Source organism: Bacillus sp. FSL M8-0350 (assembly GCF_038593345.1).
Lineage (GTDB): Bacteria > Bacillota > Bacilli > Bacillales > Bacillaceae > Bacillus > Bacillus safensis.
In genome coordinates this window covers 3,133,813-3,149,529 of the sequence record NZ_CP151985.1, presented here as the reverse complement: position 1 = coordinate 3,149,529, position 15,717 = coordinate 3,133,813, and the positions used below count along the sequence as shown (strand labels likewise).

The 15,717-nt window shown below is 42.5% G+C and carries 14 protein-coding genes; 10 read left to right on the top strand and 4 right to left on the bottom strand.

Going from position 1 to position 15,717, the window contains the following annotated elements:
- Nucleotides 1-23 precede the first annotated feature (23 nt).
- From NSS80_RS16540 to NSS80_RS16515, 6 genes are all read left to right on the top strand, one after another.
- A complete protein-coding gene (locus NSS80_RS16540; protein ID WP_342498353.1) occupies nt 24-2,459 on the top strand; it encodes a heavy metal translocating P-type ATPase in 2,436 nt (811 codons plus the stop codon).
- Entirely contained in the window at nt 2,456-2,590 is a 135-nt protein-coding gene (locus tag NSS80_RS16535; protein ID WP_342489617.1) for a hypothetical protein, read from the top strand. Before NSS80_RS16540 ends, NSS80_RS16535 begins: the two co-directional genes overlap by 4 nt.
- A 374-nt stretch (nt 2,591-2,964) precedes the next feature.
- Nucleotides 2,965-4,242: a cation:dicarboxylase symporter family transporter gene (locus tag NSS80_RS16530; RefSeq protein ID WP_024426051.1), complete on the top strand. Its 1,278-nt coding sequence runs from the start codon at nt 2,965-2,967 to the stop codon at nt 4,240-4,242.
- 18 nt (nt 4,243-4,260) lie between these two features.
- Nucleotides 4,261-5,706 (top strand): aspartate ammonia-lyase, encoded by a 1,446-nt coding sequence (gene aspA / locus NSS80_RS16525; protein ID WP_024426050.1) that lies wholly within the window; start codon nt 4,261-4,263, stop codon nt 5,704-5,706.
- A 116-nt stretch (nt 5,707-5,822) separates the two neighbouring features.
- Complete coding sequence (locus NSS80_RS16520; protein WP_034280917.1) at nt 5,823-7,139, top strand: sensor histidine kinase; 1,317 nt, start codon at nt 5,823-5,825, stop codon at nt 7,137-7,139.
- Nucleotides 7,136-8,068 (top strand): response regulator, encoded by a 933-nt coding sequence (locus NSS80_RS16515; protein WP_034280916.1) that lies wholly within the window; start codon nt 7,136-7,138, stop codon nt 8,066-8,068. The genes NSS80_RS16520 and NSS80_RS16515 overlap by 4 nt, the downstream gene beginning before the upstream one ends.
- A 19-nt stretch (nt 8,069-8,087) precedes the next feature.
- Here the strand turns inward: NSS80_RS16515 and NSS80_RS16510 are convergent, their stop codons facing one another.
- Complete coding sequence (locus tag NSS80_RS16510) at nt 8,088-8,693, bottom strand: TetR/AcrR family transcriptional regulator (protein WP_034280915.1); 606 nt, start codon at nt 8,691-8,693, stop codon at nt 8,088-8,090.
- 88 nt (nt 8,694-8,781) lie between these two features.
- Here NSS80_RS16510 and NSS80_RS16505 point away from each other — a divergent pair, with 88 nt between their 5' ends.
- Complete coding sequence (locus NSS80_RS16505; protein WP_034280914.1) at nt 8,782-9,330, top strand: hypothetical protein; 549 nt, start codon at nt 8,782-8,784, stop codon at nt 9,328-9,330.
- A gap of 37 nt (nt 9,331-9,367) precedes the next feature.
- On the opposite strand, the gene NSS80_RS16500 is transcribed toward NSS80_RS16505, so the two are convergent.
- The 3 genes from NSS80_RS16500 to NSS80_RS16490 are packed head-to-tail and all read right to left on the bottom strand — an operon-like array spanning nt 9,368 to nt 11,935.
- Nucleotides 9,368-10,306, bottom strand: coding sequence for a metal ABC transporter substrate-binding protein (locus NSS80_RS16500; protein ID WP_041115667.1), 939 nt, complete (start codon nt 10,304-10,306; stop codon nt 9,368-9,370).
- 13 nt (nt 10,307-10,319) lie between these two features.
- Nucleotides 10,320-11,192 carry a metal ABC transporter permease gene (locus NSS80_RS16495; protein WP_024423468.1) on the bottom strand — a complete coding sequence of 291 codons (873 nt, stop codon included), beginning with the start codon at nt 11,190-11,192 and terminating at the stop codon, nt 10,320-10,322.
- Complete coding sequence (locus NSS80_RS16490; RefSeq protein WP_024423467.1) at nt 11,192-11,935, bottom strand: metal ABC transporter ATP-binding protein; 744 nt, start codon at nt 11,933-11,935, stop codon at nt 11,192-11,194. The genes NSS80_RS16495 and NSS80_RS16490 overlap by 1 nt, the downstream gene beginning before the upstream one ends.
- 412 nt (nt 11,936-12,347) lie before the next feature.
- Between NSS80_RS16490 and NSS80_RS16485 the strand changes: the two genes are divergently transcribed.
- The 3 genes from NSS80_RS16485 (at nt 12,348) to NSS80_RS16475 (ending at nt 15,685) form a co-directional block, all read left to right on the top strand.
- Nucleotides 12,348-14,447, top strand: a complete 2,100-nt coding sequence (locus NSS80_RS16485; protein WP_041115669.1) for a heavy metal translocating P-type ATPase — start codon at nt 12,348-12,350, stop codon at nt 14,445-14,447.
- Nucleotides 14,448-14,588: 141 nt separating this feature from the next.
- On the top strand, nt 14,589-15,275 hold the full coding sequence (locus tag NSS80_RS16480; RefSeq protein WP_034280910.1) for a DsbA family protein: 687 nt from the start codon (nt 14,589-14,591) through the stop codon (nt 15,273-15,275).
- Nucleotides 15,272-15,685, top strand: coding sequence for a disulfide oxidoreductase (locus tag NSS80_RS16475; protein ID WP_024423464.1), 414 nt, complete (start codon nt 15,272-15,274; stop codon nt 15,683-15,685). The genes NSS80_RS16480 and NSS80_RS16475 overlap by 4 nt, the downstream gene beginning before the upstream one ends.
- Nucleotides 15,686-15,717 lie beyond the last annotated feature (32 nt).

Genomic DNA, 15,717 nt, shown 5'->3' with positions numbered 1-15,717 from the left:
GAGTATATGGAGAGGTGAGATCAATGAAAAAGGAAATTGACTTTCAAATTACGGGGATGACCTGTGCTGCTTGTGCAGGCCGTATCGAAAAGGGATTGAACAGGCTGGAAGGTGTGGAGGATGCCAGTGTGAATTTGGCGCTTGACACTTCCCATATCGTCTATGAAACAGAGAAGATAACACCAGATGATTTAAAGCGAAAAGTTCAATCGCTTGGCTATGATGTGGTGATGGAGCAAGCAGAATTTGATATAGAGGGAATGACGTGTGCGGCTTGTGCAAACCGAATCGAGAAAAAAATTAACCGAATGGACGGTGTCGATCACGGGTCTGTAAATTTTGCGCTTGAGACACTTCAGGTCACATATCATCCGGGCCAAACGTCTACAAATGACATAAAAGATGCGGTGCAGTCTATTGGGTATTCTTTAATTGAACCAGCTGCAGATCAAGCAGAGGAAGGAAAGAAAGATCACCGCCAAGCAGCAATAGAGAAGCAGACGGCACGCTTTTTATTCTCAATGATTTTGTCACTGCCGCTTCTTTGGGCAATGGTCAGCCATTTTTCTATTACGTCCTTTATTTGGCTGCCTGAAGCGTTTATGAATCCATGGGTACAGCTGGCGTTGGCAGCGCCTGTGCAGTTCATTGTCGGCTGGCCCTTTTATGTAGGGGCGTATAAGGCTTTAAGAAATAAAAGTGCCAATATGGATGTTCTCGTCGCTCTTGGGACATCTGCCGCGTTTTTCTATAGTTTATATGAAAGCATTCAGTCAGCGGTTCAAGGGACACATGAGGCGGCCCTCTATTATGAAACAAGTGCTGTTCTCATTACGTTGATCGTGCTCGGAAAATTAATGGAAGCAAGAGCAAAAGGAAGATCATCAGAAGCGATTCAAAAGCTGATGGGCTTACAAGCGAAAGAAGCGGTTATCGAGCGTGATGGCAAACAGATGACTGTGCCTATTTCTGACGTGAAAGTGAATGATCTTGTGTTTGTCAAACCCGGAGAAAAAGTGCCGGTAGATGGAGAGATCATAGAGGGGACAACGGCGATAGATGAGTCTATGATTACAGGAGAAAGTCTGCCTGTTGATAAAACAGCAGGAGATATGGTCATCGGGGCAACGATGAATAAAAATGGATTTATCAAAATAAAAGCGATGAAAGTCGGGAAAGAGACCGCTCTTTCACAGATTATCCGAGTCGTAGAACAAGCGCAGGGCTCAAAAGCACCCATTCAAAGAATGGCAGATCAAATATCAGGAATATTCGTTCCCATTGTTGTAGGAATTGCTGTGCTCACATTCCTGATATGGTTTTTCTTTGTTGACCCAGGAAATGTAACGTCAGCACTTGAAACCTTTATAGCTGTCATTGTCATCGCATGTCCGTGTGCGCTCGGTCTTGCCACACCAACCTCTATTATGGCTGGCAGCGGCCGTGCGGCTGAATCAGGTATTCTGTTTAAAGGCGGAGAGCATTTAGAAGTGACTCAATCACTCGATACGGTGGTGTTAGATAAAACAGGGACTGTGACAAAAGGGGAGCCTAGTCTGACAGATGTGCTCGCATATGCCAATCGGACAGAAGATGAGCTGCTGCAGCTAGCAGGATCGGCAGAACAGCAGTCGGAACACCCGCTTGCCCAAGCGATCACAAACGGTATGAAAGAACAAGGTCTTGAAGCGGTCGAAGTTGAAGCCTTCCAAGCAGATCCTGGTCATGGAATTGAAGCAATAGCCGCTGGGCACAAGCTTTTCATTGGTACACGGAAGCTATTACAGAAACATCATATCCAATATGATCAAGTCGAAGCATCTGTCACAACGCTGGAGGAGCAAGGAAAAACGGCTATGCTCGTTGCGATTGACGGAGAAGTCGCCGGCATTGTAGCAGTGGCAGATACGATCAAATCATCCTCTCCTCAAGCCATCGCTCGTCTGAAAGAGCAGGGGATTCACGTTGTGATGATGACAGGTGATAACAAGCTGACAGCAGAGGCGATTGCGAAACAGGCGGGCATTGATCATGTCATTGCTGAAGTGCTTCCTGAAGAAAAAGCGGCTCACATTACGGCACTTAAGGAACAAGGAAAAAAAGTCGCCATGGTCGGAGACGGTATCAATGATGCCCCAGCCCTGGCAACAGCGAATATTGGGATGGCGGTTGGAACAGGGACAGACGTAGCCATGGAGGCGGCAGATATTACGCTCATGACAGGAAATCTCCATGCCATTGCAGATGCGCTGGAATTTAGTAAAAAAACGATGAGAAACATTAAACAAAACCTATTTTGGGCGCTTGCCTATAACTGTATTGGGATACCGATCGCTGCATTTGGTTTCCTTGCGCCATGGCTTGCAGGAGCGGCAATGGCCTTTAGCTCCGTGTCCGTTGTGCTGAATGCGCTCAGATTGCAGCGATTGAAGCCAGTCAGAGAGGGAGTGGCAGAATGAAGATGAATGTTAAATGGGTTTGGACCGTTAGTGCATTGCTCTATGTTGCTCTTGTACTTATTGGATATGCGATTTATGACGAATTTTATCAAAATCAAAATACACCAAGTGAACAGATGCAAAATCATTAAGACTTCGCCAAAAGCGAAGTCCCAGCGTGTAGACAAACCCTCGCATTCGCCCGCAGTCCTGCGCGCTGGTGCTCACGAATGTCAAATTCGCTCCGCGCCAGTGCTCGTTCTTCCTAGACTGCAAAGGTTTTCTATCACGCTGAAAAGAAGACAAAGGGCTAAAATAAACATCATTTTAGCCCTTTGTCAACAATCTGAGACTTCGCCAAAAGGCGAAGTCTTTTTTTTACAATATTGTGGAAAAACCCACCTTTTTAAAGATTTTTCATAAAAAATTCACTTCTTTTTGTTCTTTTTTGTCGTTTTTTGTAGGTTCGTCGTTAAGATGCGATTAAGCAACAAAGAAAGCGTTATCAATAAAAGGGGGTTCACGTATGAAAAAGTTAGGGTTAGCTTCTCAAATACTCATTGCACTTGTTCTGGGTGTTGTCGTGGGAGCGCTGTTTTATCAAAATGAAACCGTTATTAATGTGTTAACGCCGATTGGCGATATATTCATCCATTTAATTAAAATGATCGTTCTTCCAATTGTTATTGCTGCATTGATTGTAGCAGTTGCAGGTGTTGGAGATATGAAAACGATCGGAAGACTCGGCGGAAAAACCATTCTGTACTTCGAGATTGTGACAACGATTGCATTAGCAGTTGGACTGCTTGCAGCAAACTTGTTCCATCCTGGTACAGGAATTGATATGAGCAACATGGAGAAAGGCGATATCTCTAAATATGAAGAGACATCTAAGGCTTCTTCTGAAAAAGCGACTTTCTCAGAAACGTTGGTGCATCTTGTACCGACAAACGTTTTCCAATCCATTGCAGAAGGTGATCTATTACCAACCATCTTCTTTACAGTCTTATTCGGATTAGGAATTGCCGCAGTTGGAGACAAAGGAAAACCAGTATTAGGATTCTTTGAGGGTATACTCGAAGCCATGTTCTGGGTAACCAATAAAGTGATGAAGTTTGCACCATTTGGTGTATTCGCGCTCATCAGTGTGACGGTGATCAAATTCGGGGTCGGAGCGCTTCTCCCGCTAGGCAAACTGGTACTTGTCGTTTACGGTACAATGGCATTCTTCGTCATTGTTGTACTTGGCATTATTGCGAAAATGGCTGGAACAAGCGTCTTTACACTATTTAAAGTATTAAAAGAAGAAATCATTCTTGCATTCTCAACAGCAAGTTCAGAAGCTGTACTGCCTAGATTAATGGACAAAATGGAGAAGTTCGGCTGCCCGAAAGCGATCACGTCGTTCGTTATTCCAACAGGCTACACCTTTAACTTAGATGGAAGTGCCATCTATCAATCCATTGCTGCGATATTTGTTGCACAAATGTACGGCATGCCGCTTTCCATCTATGAGCAAATTACGTTACTATTAATTTTAATGCTGACATCTAAAGGAATGGCTGGTGTACCAGGTGCATCGATCGTTGTTGTCATCACAACTCTTGGTGCCATGGGACTGCCGCTTGAAGGACTTGCCTTCATCGTTGGGATCGACCGACTTCTTGACATGGTTCGTACAACAGTGAACGTATTTGGTAACTCACTTGCAGCCATTGTCATGTCTAAGTGGGAAAAAGTATTTGATCAAGAGAAATCGAAGAAGTATATTGAGGAATTAAAACAACAAACAAAAGCAGCGTAAAAAAGGAGATCTTTTCAAATGACGAAGCTACAGGACAAGCAAGTTCGAATCGAACGAGACTTTCTAGGTGAAAAGGAAGTAGACACTCAAGCATATTATGGAATTCAAACATTACGTGCAGTGGAGAACTTTCCAATTACAGGCTACCGTATTCATGAGGAACTCATCAAAGCATTAGGGATTGTCAAAAAGGCAGCCGCACTTGCAAATATGGATACACAGCGACTATATTCTGGTCTTGGAGAAAAAATTGTTCAAGCCGCAGATGAGGTCATCGAAGGAAAATGGAACAATCAATTTATTGTCGATCCAATTCAAGGCGGGGCTGGCACTTCAATGAATATGAATGCCAATGAAGTCATTGCAAACAGAGCGCTTGAACTACTAGGAAAAGAAAAAGGCGCTTATACTGAGCTAAGTCCAAACACGCATGTGAACATGTCGCAGTCAACAAACGACGTTTTCCCAACAGCGATTCATATTTCAACATTGAATATGATTGAAAAACTACTTTATACGATGGAAAACATGCATCAAGTCATGACCGAAAAAGCGCAGGAATTCGATCATGTCATCAAAATGGGACGCACGCATCTTCAGGACGCTGTTCCAATCAGACTTGGACAAGAGTTTAGTGCTTATGCAAAAGTTCTTGCTCGTGATATTAAACGTATCAAGCAGTCTAGACAGCATTTATATGAAGTCAATATGGGTGCAACAGCAGTCGGAACTGGATTGAATGCAGATCCTAAGTATATTCGCCAAGTGGTTGGCTACCTATCTGACATTAGCGGATTACCGTTAGTTGGTGCTGAAGACTTAGTCGATGCAACGCAAAATACGGATGCTTATACAGAAGTATCGGCTGCGCTTAAAGTATGTATGATGAACATGTCCAAAATGGCGAACGATATTCGTCTAATGGCTTCAGGTCCAAGAGCGGGCTTTGGTGAGCTGCACCTGCCGCCGAGACAGCCAGGTTCATCCATCATGCCAGGAAAAGTCAACCCAGTTATGCCTGAGGTCATGAACCAAGTGGCATTCCAAGTTATTGGGAACGATCACACAATCTGTCTTGCATCAGAGGCTGGCCAGCTTGAACTAAACGTTATGGAACCAGTGTTAGTGTTCAACCTGCTTCAATCTCTCAGCATGATGAAAAATGTATTCGAGTCCTTCGTGGACAACTGCTTGCGTGACCTAAAAGCAGATGAATCTAGATTAAAAGAATATGTAGAAAAGAGTGCCGGTGTCATGACGGCGGTGAACCCGCACATTGGTTATGAAGCGGCTGCACGAATTGCAAGAGAAGCCATCCTTACAGGTGCATCTGTACGTGAGCTTTGTCTGCAAAATGATGTGTTAACAGAGGAAGAGCTTGATGTCATCTTAAATCCTTTTGAAATGACAAAACCAGGTATTGCTGGTGCATCACTTTTAGAAAAGGATCGTTTAGAAGATTAAGCGGCATCATGAGAAGCGCACACCGGCAAAGTTCCGGTGTGCGCTTTTTCATGGAGGTTTGTTTTTCTTTAGCTCACATAGTATACTATCGTCAATTATTAGGGATGTGACTGCGTTTGAATCTACTGAAAAAATGGCTGAATACAGAGCCTTATTTAATTGTGCTGCTCATTGTACTGACGCCGATTGGCGGAGAGTTTAAATTTTATCCATTTGAGGACAGCTTTCGGGTCAGCTTTGGAACCGTTGTCTTTTTCTTTATCCTGCTTCAAATGAAAAGATTTCCGGCATGGGCAAGCGGCATCATCGCTGGGATATCTGTTTTTGCGTTTCGCGTGCTGCTTGATACAGCTGTGACAGGGCATCTTCCGCTTGAAGAGGCAGTTTCATTAAGATTTCCTTCCCTGCTTTATTATGTTGTCTATGGCACACTCTTTTATTTATTGAAGGTCAGACGTTTCCGCGATCAGCCATGGCTGATTGGCGCAACAGGCATCGTCATGGAGCTGTGCGCAAGCGTTGTTGAGATCATCGCACTTCGAGGCACGATGGATGAAATGTTAACGGTGCGGACGCTGTTTCAATTATTTGTTTTAGCGATTTTCAGAAGCTTTTTCGTGTTGGCTTGTTATACAATGATTCGCTTATATGAAGAGCAGGCGAGAGAGCGTCAGATGAAAAAGGAAAAGGAACATTTGCTGATGCTCCTGTCCAACCTTTACACGGAATCTACATATTTTCATAAAACACTCGCACATGCCGAGCACATTACGGCTACATCCTATCAATTGTATCAATCCCTTCACCACGCAAAGGATGCGGAATCATTGGATTTGAAAAAGCTCGGTAAAACCGCCTTGCAAATTGCAGGAGAGGTGCATGAAATCAAAAAGGATAACCAGCGGATTTTTTCTGCCTTATCAAAGCTGATTCATGAAGAAAACTTCCAGGCTTATGAGAGTCCTTCTCATATCGCTGGGCTTGTCATTCGCATTCATGAAAATTACGCAGAATCTCTTAAAAAAAACATCGTCTTTCATTATGATGAAGATGGGAAGCATCCCGCCTATCACGTGTATACCATTCTATCTTTGTTAAATAACATCGTATCCAACGCTGTTGAAGCCATTCCTGTAGATGGAGAGGTGTCACTTTCTATTTCACAGAAAGAAAACCACGTGATTTTTCAGATCAGCGACAACGGGCCTGGCATAAAAGAACGTAATCATCATGTGATTTTTAAACCGGGCTTCACTTTGAAATACGACCAGGCTGGGAATCCATCTAGCGGTATCGGGCTTGCCTATGTAAAGGATACAGCGGAGAAGCTTGGCGGAAGTGTTGAGATGAAGAGTATCCCAAATAAACAAACGATTTTCACATTAACGATACCAGTAGATCAAGTCAGTAGAAAAGAGGGGATTGGGAGATGAGATTTTTTATAGTTGATGATGATGAAGCCGTTCGTTCTTCACTGGCTCAGCTCATTGAAGATGAAGAGCTTGGCATTGTGGCCGGGGAAGCAGAGGATGGCGCAGAGTTAACCGCCAGCTACTTAAATGATTTGCACATTGATATCTTATGTATTGATCTATTGATGCCGGAAAGGGACGGGCTTGAAACGATTCGAGCGATCAAGGATGAGTTTCATGGGAAATACTTAATGCTGTCACAGGTTGAAACAAAGGAATTAATCGGACAGGCGTATACGCTTGGCGTCGAATATTATGTGACAAAGCCGATCAATCGTGTAGAGGTCTTAAGTGTCCTTCATCTGATGATTGAACGTCTTCATTTAGAGCATTCAATTGAAAATATTCAGCACTCACTCAAATCGGTCATGCAATTTCAGCAGCGCGGTCAGACGAAAACGAAGCAGCGGGGGAAAAGTCTTGCAGAGGCAGGTCAGTTTTTGCTGGCGGAGCTTGGTATTGTTGGTGAGAAGGGGTCTAAAGATTTATTAGATATGATTCTGTTTACAGACCAGTATTTAGCGCTGCATGCTGATCATCATGATTCCTTTCCTTCTTTAAAGATCATTTTTACTGGGATTACGGAGGATAAGTTAAGTGAGCCCTACACATCGGCAGACATCGCAAGAGAAGCAAAGGCAGCCGAACAGCGGGTAAGACGTGCGATCAACCAATCATTAAAGCACATCGCATCACTTGGGCTTACCGATTTTTCCCATCCAACGTTTGAAAATTACGCATCTAAATTTTTCGATTTCACCATCGTACGAAAGAAAATGAGTGAATTGACGAAAGAGATGAGCGGAAGAGAAGAACACACCCGCATCAATGTGAAGAAATTTGTGCAGGTGCTTTACTACGAAGCGAAACGTATTTTTATGGAAGATTAAAAAAAGACATGCTCTCCAATTAAGGAGACATGTCTTTTTTTGTGATGGATTGCAGGTGCATCTGCAGTACGGAGCGTATGAGCTGAGGCGGTATACGTTCGGGCTGCACGATTCCATTCAATGCAAGCCCATTGATGACCGCATAAAGCCGTTCGGTTTCTAATAAAAGATCGATATCATTTAGCAGCAGCCCATCCTCTTTCAATTTCATTAAACAATATTGGACCGTTTGGAAAAGCTCGTCATACATCTTTGCATTGAGCGGCTGTAAATCTGGTTCAGTCAGCGCCTTGACTGCAAAAGCCTGCCACACCTCCATTTCAAATTTTCTTTCTTCATCAAGTGGAAGAAGCTGCTCCAATAAAGTGAGGACATTTTCCTCCGTTGAACCGTTTAATGAAAGCCCTGTAATCCGCTCCTTGACTCTTTCTTGAATTAAATTCATAGAGAATAGAAATAACTCTTGCTGTGTGGAAAAATAATGACGCATAGAGCCGGCTGAAATTCCAGCTTCGACTGCTATTTTTCGTACAGAAGCGCTTTCCAATCCCTCTTGTTTAATCACTCTCATTGCAGCTTGAGCGACCTTTTGTTTTTGTTTATGGTGATCGACGATTTTTGGCATACATTGATTTTAGCATAGCTATTGTTTTTTTAACACATCTGTGTTATTTTTTATTTAATACAATTGTATTAAAAAGGATGTGGAAAAATTGGTCGGGTTATTGATTGTGGCATGTGAAATTGGTTTTTGGCTGTTTATTCTAATGGGCTTAACGCTGCGTTATGTGTTTAAACAGAAAAAGTTGGGTGCTTTCTTTCTTGTCTGTACGCCGATTTTGGATTTAATCCTTCTTGCTGCAACTTATATAGATTTAAGGCAAGGGGCTGTGGCGAGTGTCATCCACGGGCTTGCGGCTGTTTATATTGGTGTGAGCCTTGCCTTCGGACATCAAATGGTGAAATGGGCAGATGCTAGGTTTGCCTATCGATTTGCAGGAGGTCCTAAGCCAAAGGGAAAACCAAAGTACGGGAAAGAGCGGTCTGTGTATGAAATGGTCGGCTGGGCGCGGCATTTCATTTCTTATGTTATTGGAGCGGGGCTGTTATATGGATTAACCTATCTTATCCAAGCACCAGAGCGGACGGAAGCACTGATGCAGCTTGTCAATACATGGGGGATGATCTTAACTATTGATTTCATCATTAGCATCAGCTACGTCATTTGGCCGAAAAAACATCCAGAAAATATAACAGGCTGACAAAAAAGACAGGCGGATTCACTCCACCTGTCTTTTCTTATGATGACAGCCCTTTGTAAATGGTGTCGATATTCCATTTCATCATCTTATAGTAGCTGTCTCCATCTTCACCTTCTTTTCCAATAGAGTCAGTGAAGACTTTTCCTTTGATCGGAACCCCGGTTTCCTCAGAGAGGCTTTCAAGGCTGCGTTTATCAACACTTGTTTCAAGAAAGAGCGCAGGAACTTGATGATCTTTGACAAAATGAATAATGCGCTTCATTTGTCCTGGTGTTCCTTCACTTTCTGTGTTGATCTCCCAAATATAGCCGGCTTTCAATCCATACGCCTCCGCAAAATACTTGAATGCACCTTCACTTGTGACAAGGAGCTTTTTATCTTTTGGCAGCTGATCAAACTTGTCTTTTGCTTCATCGTGAAGCGCTTGAAGCTTTTTGATGTAGACTTCTGCATTTTTTTCGTAATCCTCTTTATGTTCAGGGTCTGCTTGAATGAGCGCATCTCGGGCATTTTGGGCATAAATGATCCCGTTCTCGACATTCAGCCATGCGTGCGGATCCTGCTGGCTTTCAAGGCCTTTTGATGACAAATGCTTCACTTTGACGCCTTTACTCAGCTCGGCTACAGGTGCATCATCCCCGTCCTTGCCGCTCGATTCAAGCAGCTTCTGAAACCAGCCGTTTCCTGTTTCAAGGTTCAAGCCATTATATAGAACAAGGTCTGCATCCGTCGTATACTGAACATCCTTTGGCAGCGGGTCAAATTCGTGTGGATCTGTACCAATGGGAACAATGCTGTGAATAGAGACATGCTGCCCGCCTACTTCCTTCACAATGTCATAAAGAATGGAGTAGGTCGTGACAACTTTTAATGTGCCGTCATCTTTACCGGAATTACTTTGCTGGGTCGAACAGCCTGCGATGATCATAAGGGCAATGAATACTGCGGTCAAACGGATAGCAAATACCTTCTTCATATATGTCCTCCTTTTACATAGACGCTTCCTTTTTTAAGTGCGTTCGTTTTCGTTTAGATTTTAATGATCTCCATAGAATGCCTTGCTTTGGTGAAAAGATAAAGGCACTGCCGAATAAAATAGTCGCGACCAGCACGATGGAAGCGCCTGATGACAAGTTATACGTAAAACTAAGCCCTAGACCTACGACAGCAGAAACAGCACCGAAAAAAGCAGATAAATAAATCATGATCCATAGCCGGTCCGTTAAGAGATAAGCGGTGGCTGCCGGCGTAATCAGCATGGCAACAACAAGAATAATCCCAACGGTTTGCAGTGATGCAACGGTCACAAGGGTCAATAAGGTCATGAGAAAATAATGAATCATACGATTCGGCAAACCGTAAACCGAAGAAATCACCGGATCAAATGAACTAATGAGCAGTTCCTTGTAGAAAACTATGACGGCTAGCAAAATAAAAATACCGATTCCCAGTGTAATCCACATATCAGATGATCGAACAGCTAGAACGTTTCCAAATAGAATATGATATAGATCACTTGAACTTTTCAAAAATGTGATCAAAATAATTCCGATTGAGAAAAAGGCTGTGAAGACAATGCCGATGGCAGAATCATTTTTTATGCGGCTGTTTTGACTCACATAACCGATCCCAATCGCTGTTAACACCCCAGTTAAAACGGCCCCGAAGAAAAAGTTAATTCCCAGCATATAAGAGATGGCGACACCTGGCAGTACGGCGTGTGAAATGGCGTCTCCCATCAGGGCCATGCCGCGTAAAATGATAAAGCAGCCGATAACGCCGCAAATGATGCCTACCATGACGGATGTAAATAGCGCTTTTTGTAAAAAAGCATATTCAAAGAGTCCGGTTAAAAATTCCATTACACGTCTCCTCCTGCTGATTTTAAGAATGGCAGCTGTGTTTCATATGCTTCCAGCATGATCTCTGGGCGAAGGATGTCGTGTACAGGCCCTGCTTTGATGAGTTTTTTATTTAACAGAACAAGATGGCTGAAATAATCATCTGCCTTACTCAAATCATGATGGACAACCAAAATGGTTTTCCCTTCATCTCGTAATTCCTTCAAAATGCGAACCATCGTTTCTTCACTTGCCATATCAATCCCGACAAATGGTTCATCCAAACAGAAGAGCTGTGCGTTTTGAGCAAGTGCCCTTGCAAGGAAGACACGCTGCTGCTGTCCGCCGGATAACTCACCGATTTGTCTTTTGGCAAAGTCCTGCATCCCGACTTTTTCTAAACAGTGATACGCATATGCCCGGTCTTCTTTTTTTGGACGTTTGATTAGTCCGAGCTTCGGATATGTTCCAAGTAGTACGGTATCCAGTACATGAATCGGAAACGTCCAATCTAAATCATTTCTCTGCGGTACATAGGCGATCTGTTTTCTGACTTGTTTAAAGGGCTGCTCAAAAAAACGAATATCCCCTTGGTCTTTTTCAATGAGATCCAAACATGCCTTGAGTAACGTCGATTTACCAGCACCATTTGGACCGATGATTCCTGTCATTGTCCCTTCCTGTATGGAAAGAGAGACATTCTCTAATGCATCCTGTCCGTGATATGAGACATGAAGACGGTCGATTGTTAAAGCATTTGACATCTCTTGCGGCCCCTTTCAATCATCATTGCACTTCCTAAAGATATATGCATACATTAAATAATTTTGACTAAAGGATGAAATGATTCACTAACGCTAATTTGTTTCCTTAGGGAAACTTTTATTTTATTCTAAGCTTATGTCCTTCTTTTGTAAAGAGAAAAACTGCAAATGATCGTTTTTATGTTATGCGGGGAGCGGGGGACATGAGCTTGGTTTATTGAAAATCCGTGTGACAGAATTGGACACAAAAAACCAATGATTTCTTCAGAAATGATTGACAGAAGACAAGAACTCCTCATATAATAAAGGTAATCTAACATATGAATATATGCTCATATATAAAGTTTTTGATTTTTAATAGGTTTCATCGATCCAGGGAACGTTACTTATCATATAGAAAAAAGGTGAGAACATGAAAAAAATGAAGGATGAATACGTATTAAGCGGTCTTGATTGTGGAAACTGTGCACGTAAAATTGAAACAGGTGTCAGCAAAATGGATGGCGTTGAAGCTTGTTCCGTTAATTTTGCGACAGGGACATTGACTGTCACACATGCAGATAAGCAAGAAACGATGTCAAAGCGTATTGAAAAAACAGTTCAGTCCATCGAACCTCATGTGAGTGTATCACCAAAAGAAGAGGGACATCACCACGATCATGATCATGGGACAAAGAATTTAAAAGCGATTGTGCTGAAATTAATTGGCGGTGCAGTTATAGGAACAGCAGCTTATTTTATACCAGAAGATGGCTTACTGAAATTTATCATGTTTTTCGCAGCGTATTTACTAGTCGGCGGTGATGTGGTTTTTAAAGCGCTGAAAAATATCGTGCGCGGCCAAGTATTTGATGAGAACTTCTTAATGACCATTGCAACTGCTGGCGCTTTTGTGATTCAGCAATATCCAGAGGCACTGGCAGTGATGCTGTTTTACCAAATTGGAGAGCTGTTCCAAGGGGCAGCAGTGAATCGTTCAAGACGATCCATTAGTGAATTAATGAATATTCGCCCTGAATATGCAAATCTCAAAGTAGGAAATGAAACAAAAAAAGTGAAGCCGGAAGAAGTAAAAGTCGGTGACCGTATCGTCGTAAAACCGGGCGAAAAAATTCCACTTGATGGTCTTGTCATTGAAGGATTTTCACTTGTGGATACTTCTGCATTAACAGGTGAGTCTGTGCCGCGGGATGTAGAAGCAGGGAAAGAAGTTCTTGCAGGATTTGTGAATCAAAACGGTATTCTTGAAATTGAAGTGCAAAAAGGGCTAAGTGAATCGGCCGTGACGAAAATTTTAGATTTGGTTGAAAATGCGAGCAGCCGAAAAGCACAGACAGAAAACTTTATCACAAAGTTTGCAAAATACTATACACCGGCTGTCGTTGTATTAGCATTGCTGCTTGCCTTTGTGCCGCCGCTTCTCATTCCATCAGCACAATTGTCTGACTGGGTTTACCGGGCACTCGTTTTCCTAGTGATTTCTTGTCCTTGTGCGCTTGTCGTGTCCATCCCATTAGGGTTCTTCGGGGGAATTGGGGCAGCTTCTAAACGAGGCATCTTAGTAAAGGGCAGTAACTATTTAGAAGCACTAAACTCTGTGAGTTATGCTGTATTTGATAAGACGGGCACACTCACAAAAGGGAACTTTACGGTGACCAATATCGTGACAACGAGCGACAAGTGGTCAGAAGAGGAACTGCTTTCTTTTGCAGCTTTAGCAGAAGCTCACTCCTCACATCCGATTGCTGAATCGATTAAAGCGGCATATGGTTCGCCGCTTGATGAAAGCCAGATCGAAGCCTATGAGGATATTGCGGGACATGGAATTAAAGCGACCATCAGTGGTTCACAAGTGTTAGCGGGTAATCATCGCTTGATGGAACGAGAAGGCATTTCGTATGAAAAAGAAAAACGAAGCGGAACAGTTGTGTACATGGCTATTAACGGTGAGTTTGCCGGATCGATCTTGATTGCAGATGAATTAAAGGATGATGCAATTGAAGCGGTCTCAGCTCTAAAAGCATCTGGCATTCAAACAGTCATGCTGACTGGTGATGCCAAGCAAGTTGGAACAGCGGTCGCCCAGCAAATTGGCATTGATGAAGTACATGCCGAATTATTACCGCAGGATAAAGTAACGAAATTAGAAGAAATTGATCAGAAAAAAGCGCCTCAAGAAAAATTATTATTTGTTGGGGACGGCATTAATGATACACCGGTATTAGCAAGAGCAGACATAGGAATTGCGATGGGCGGACTTGGTTCAGATGCAGCGGTAGAAGCGGCTGATATCGTCATTATGACAGACCAGCCGTCAAAAGTAGCAGAAGCCATCGCTGTCGCTAAACGAACAAGAAGAATTGTATGGCAGAACATTGCATTTGCTCTTGGAGTTAAAGGGGTTTTCCTATTACTCGGAGCATTTGGTATTGCGACCATGTGGGAAGCCGTCTTCTCGGATGTCGGTGTGACTGTACTCGCTGTTTTAAATGCCATGAGGGTAATGAAATAAAATTGTTAGGAAAAATTCATGAATACCATCTTTCATAATGAATCCCCTCTTGTTAAAATAGAAGAAGTTGGATAATGGCATTATTCTAAGCTATTATCCTTTTTCTTTTGAAGGAATGAAAAAGATAAGGTAGGTGCTTATGTGAGTAAAAAAAATAATCAATCATCATCCATTAAATTTGCTGTCATTTTAACCATTATCGCAGCTCTTCTCATCGGATTATTCGTCGTCATTGGAAATAACAACAGCAAAGAAGCACAAACGGTTGACAGTAAGCCTTCTATTAAAGGACAGCCTGTCATGGGAGATAAAAACGCAGCCGTACAAATTGTCGAGTTTGGGGATTATAAATGTCCATCATGTAAATCATTTGAAACAGACATTTTCCCAAAGCTGAAAGCGGACTACATAGATAAAGGCGATGTATCATTTTCGTTTATTAACTTGCCACTTCCTGTTCATGGAGATGGCGCAGTGCTGGCAGCACTAGCTTCTGAAGAAGTGTGGAAAGAAGATCCGAAAAACTTTTGGGCATTTCATGAAGCTGTCTATCAAGCACAGCCAGATAGTGAAGCAGAATGGGTCACGCCTGCTAAGCTGACAGAGCTAGCGAAAAAGACAACAAAAATAGATACGGACAAGCTTAAAGATCATCTATCAAAGAAAACATATCAGCCGCAGCTGAACACAGACGATCAGCTTGTGAACCAATATAAAGTGAATGCAACACCAACTCTTTTCATTAACAATAAACAAGTCGAAAACTTTTATGACTATGATGAAATCAAAGAATTAATTGATCAAGAGCTCAAAGGGAAAAAATCATGAAGAATAAGCTTGTTTACTTATACAGTGCTTGGATTGTTTCTATCGTTGCGACGATGAGCAGCCTGTATTTAAGTGAAGTAAAGAAGTTTATCCCATGTGATATGTGCTGGTTTCAGCGCATTTTCATGTACCCGCTCGTGCTTTTACTTGGAATTGCGACATTCAGAGGCGATGTGAAAGTGAAATATTACGTTCTGCCTCTGGCTGTGATTGGCGCTTGTTTTTCTATCTATCATTATATGGAACAAAAGATACCTGGCTTTGCATCGATTCGCCCTTGCCTGAGCGGTATTCCTTGTTCTGTTGATTATTTGAACTGGTTTGGTTTTATCACCATTCCACTACTAGCCCTTATTGCATTTATTCTCATCATCATTAGTATGCTGCTGTTAAATGCAAAAGAAGATTGAAAGAGATAGCCTGCTTATAAGCGGGCTATTTT

Bases quoted from the DNA above. Each gene is read 5' to 3' on its own strand.
- NSS80_RS16540 (WP_342498353.1), top strand. From the start codon at position 24: ATGAAAAAGGAAATTGACTTTCAAATTACGGGGATGACCTGTGCTGCT.
- NSS80_RS16535 (WP_342489617.1), top strand. From the start codon at position 2,456: ATGAAGATGAATGTTAAATGGGTTTGGACCGTTAGTGCATTGCTCTAT.
- NSS80_RS16530 (WP_024426051.1), top strand. From the start codon at position 2,965: ATGAAAAAGTTAGGGTTAGCTTCTCAAATACTCATTGCACTTGTTCTG.
- aspA (WP_024426050.1), top strand. From the start codon at position 4,261: ATGACGAAGCTACAGGACAAGCAAGTTCGAATCGAACGAGACTTTCTA.
- NSS80_RS16515 (WP_034280916.1), top strand. From the start codon at position 7,136: ATGAGATTTTTTATAGTTGATGATGATGAAGCCGTTCGTTCTTCACTG.
- NSS80_RS16510 (WP_034280915.1), bottom strand. From the start codon at position 8,693: ATGCCAAAAATCGTCGATCACCATAAACAAAAACAAAAGGTCGCTCAA.
- NSS80_RS16500 (WP_041115667.1), bottom strand. From the start codon at position 10,306: ATGAAGAAGGTATTTGCTATCCGTTTGACCGCAGTATTCATTGCCCTT.
- NSS80_RS16495 (WP_024423468.1), bottom strand. From the start codon at position 11,192: ATGGAATTTTTAACCGGACTCTTTGAATATGCTTTTTTACAAAAAGCG.
- NSS80_RS16490 (WP_024423467.1), bottom strand. From the start codon at position 11,935: ATGTCAAATGCTTTAACAATCGACCGTCTTCATGTCTCATATCACGGA.
- NSS80_RS16485 (WP_041115669.1), top strand. From the start codon at position 12,348: ATGAAAAAAATGAAGGATGAATACGTATTAAGCGGTCTTGATTGTGGA.
- NSS80_RS16475 (WP_024423464.1), top strand. From the start codon at position 15,272: ATGAAGAATAAGCTTGTTTACTTATACAGTGCTTGGATTGTTTCTATC.